The sequence below is a fragment of the Streptomyces katrae genome (genome assembly GCF_000966975.1).
Lineage (GTDB): Bacteria > Actinomycetota > Actinomycetes > Streptomycetales > Streptomycetaceae > Streptomyces > Streptomyces katrae.
In genome coordinates this window covers 1-2,743 of the sequence record NZ_JZWV01000379.1, presented here as the reverse complement: position 1 = coordinate 2,743, position 2,743 = coordinate 1, and the positions used below count along the sequence as shown (strand labels likewise).

Genomic DNA, 2,743 nt, shown 5'->3' with positions numbered 1-2,743 from the left:
CTGTGCCTGTATATCAACGATCCGCCGCACGGGCGCGACAGCACCCGTACGGCGGATCCTTGTGTTCCACATGCCCCGTTACGGGGATTTGATCACCGCCGGGGCTGGGCGTCCAGGACCTGCTGGAGGGCCTCGAACTCCTCGACGCACTTGCCGGAGCCGAGGGCCACGGAGTCGAGCGGGTCCTCGGCGATGTGGATCGGCATGCCCGTCTCACGGCGCAGCCGCTCGTCGAGGCCGCGCAGCAGGGCGCCGCCGCCGGTGAGCACGATGCCGCGGTCCATGATGTCGCCGGAGAGCTCCGGCGGACACTTGTCGAGGGTGGTCTTGACGGCGTCGACGATGGCGTTGACGGGCTCCTCGATGGCCTTGCGGACCTCGGCCGCGGAGATGACCACGGTCTTGGGCAGGCCCGAGACCAGGTCGCGGCCGCGGATCTCGGTGTGCTCGTCCTTGTCGAGGTCGTACGCCGACCCGATGGTGATCTTGATCTGTTCGGCGGTGCGCTCGCCGAGGAGGAGCGAGTACTCCTTCTTGATGTGCTGGATGATCGCGTTGTCCAGCTCGTCGCCGGCCACCCGGATGGACTGAGCCGTGACGATTCCGCCGAGGGAGATGACGGCCACCTCGGTGGTGCCGCCGCCGATGTCCACGACCATGTTGCCGGTGGCCTCGTGGACGGGCAGGCCCGAGCCGATGGCGGCGGCCATGGGCTCCTCGATGATGTGCACCTGGCGGGCGCCGGCCTGGGTGGACGCCTCGATGACGGCGCGGCGCTCCACTCCGGTGATGCCGGAGGGCACGCAGACCACCACGCGCGGGCGCGCCAGGTAGCGGCGCTTGTGGATCTTGAGGATGAAGTACCGGAGCATCCGCTCGGTGATCTCGAAGTCGGCGATCACGCCGTCCTTGAGGGGGCGTACGGCGACGATGTTGCCGGGCGTGCGCCCGATCATCTTCTTCGCCTCGGAGCCGACCGCCAGGATGCCACCGGTGTTCGTGTTGATGGCGACCACGGACGGCTCGTTCAGGACGATTCCCCGGCCCCTCACGTACACCAGCGTGTTGGCGGTCCCGAGGTCGATCGCCATGTCACGGCCGATGAACGACATGTTGTTCCCCTTGTTCCCCATGAGGAGCGTCTGGCCTTCCAGTTGATAGCGGCTGCTGTCAGGTCGGCGAGGTGGGTGTGTGGGTGGAGGCCCCATCGTAGTGCCGCGGGTACGGACATCGCGCGACGGGACTCCGGCGAACCCGCCGGAACGGATACCCGCCCCCTTAGTGGTGACGTCGTGTCCTGTCCATGCGTTCCCGGACACGGCCCGCAATACCGAAGGGCGACCGAAATTACTTCGGTCGCCCCAGGTCGTGAGCGCTATTTGGCTGATGTCGCGTCAGAAAGGAATGCGCGCGACGGCTCAGAGAGCGGGGAAGAACAGCTTCAGCTCGCGCTCCGCGGACTCCTCGGAATCCGAGGCGTGGATCAGGTTCTCCCGGGTGATGGACCCGAAGTCGCCCCGGATGGAGCCGGGCGCCGCGGCGATCGGGTCGGTGGGTCCGGCCAGCTGGCGGACACCCTCGATCACGCGTTCCCCTTCGACCACCAGGACGACGACCGGGCCGCTCGACATGAAGCCCATGAGGGGCTCGTAGAAGGGCTTGCCCTTGTGCTCGCCGTAGTGCGTCTCCAGGGTCTCCTGGTCCAGAGTGCGCAGCTCCAGCGCGGGAATGGTCCAGCCGGCCTTCCGCTCGATCCGGCCGATGATCTCGCCGATGAGGCCACGGCGGACGGCGTCCGGCTTGAGGATGACGAGCGTGCGCTGGGTCATGTTCCAACTCCTTGCGGCATACGGGTGCGGTAGGGCGAATCTACAGGGCCGGTACGGGGACCGGTCACGCAGCGTCAGCCTCGGCCTGACGGGCGGCCCAGCTCGCCTTGATCGCGTCGATCCGGCGCCCGTAGCGCACCGAGCACCACCACAGGGCCGCGAAGACCGCGCCGAGGAAGAACATCGTCGGGACCACGAAACCGCTCGCGATCAGGCCGATCTGCAGCGCCCAGCCGAGCTCCACCGCACCCCGGCGCGACAGCATCCCGCACAGCAGCACCGACAGCAGCATCGTCACGCCGCAGACCGTCCAGACCTCGGCCTGGGTCAGGTCCGGGTTCTTCATGGCCACCAGGCCCGCGAAGCCGACGACGAAGAATTCACCGATCAGCGTGCTCGCGCAGAGCGTGCGCATCGATCCTCAGCCCCTCTTGAACAGCAGGCGCGCCTCGCCCACCGTGATCACGGAACCGGTCACGAGGACCCCGGCCCCTCCGTATTCGGCCTCTTCCTCCGCCAGCGTGACGGCCGCCTCCAGGGCGTCGTCCAGCCGGGGCTCCACCTGCACCCGGTCGGGGCCGAAGACCTCGACCGCGATCGCGGCCAGCTCGTCCGCGCCCATCGCCCGGTGGCTGGTGTTCTCGGTGACCACGACCTCCGCGAAGATCGGCTCGAAGGCCTCGAAGACGCCCTTGACGTCCTTGCCCTCGCTCGCGGCCACCACACCGATCAGCCGGCTGAAGCCGAACGCCTCCGTCACGGCCTCAGCGGTGACCTGCGCGCCCGCCGGGTTGTGCGCGGCGTCCAGGATCACCGTGGGGCTGCGGCGCACGACCTCCATCCGGCCCGGCGAGGTCACCGAGGCGAAGGCCTGCCGCACCGTGTCCGCGTCCAGCTCGCGCGCCTGCTGCCTT

General features: G+C 68.6%; 4 protein-coding genes. All 4 read right to left on the bottom strand.

From position 1 onward, the window contains the following. Positions 1-92 precede the first annotated feature (92 nt). Positions 93-1,112 (bottom strand): rod shape-determining protein, encoded by a 1,020-nt coding sequence (locus VR44_RS14830; RefSeq protein ID WP_008738981.1) that lies wholly within the window; start codon positions 1,110-1,112, stop codon positions 93-95. 306 nt (positions 1,113-1,418) lie between these two features. Next, entirely contained in the window at positions 1,419-1,829 is a 411-nt protein-coding gene (gene ndk, locus VR44_RS14825; protein ID WP_042812770.1) for a nucleoside-diphosphate kinase, read from the bottom strand. Between the two features lie 64 nt (positions 1,830-1,893). Next, the gene (locus tag VR44_RS14820; protein WP_045947948.1) at positions 1,894-2,244 is read right to left on the bottom strand and encodes a DUF4233 domain-containing protein; all 351 of its coding nucleotides are present in this window, start codon (positions 2,242-2,244) and stop codon (positions 1,894-1,896) included. 6 nt (positions 2,245-2,250) lie between these two features. After that, positions 2,251-2,743: glutamate ligase domain-containing protein (locus tag VR44_RS14815; protein WP_045947947.1), on the bottom strand; the 493-nt coding region annotated here is incomplete at its 5' end.

Coding starts and splice junctions, on each gene's coding strand:
- ndk (WP_042812770.1), bottom strand. CDS start 1,829: ATGACCCAGCGCACGCTCGTCATCCTCAAGCCGGACGCCGTCCGCCGT.
- VR44_RS14820 (WP_045947948.1), bottom strand. CDS start 2,244: ATGCGCACGCTCTGCGCGAGCACGCTGATCGGTGAATTCTTCGTCGTC.
- VR44_RS14830 (WP_008738981.1), bottom strand. CDS start 1,112: ATGTCGTTCATCGGCCGTGACATGGCGATCGACCTCGGGACCGCCAAC.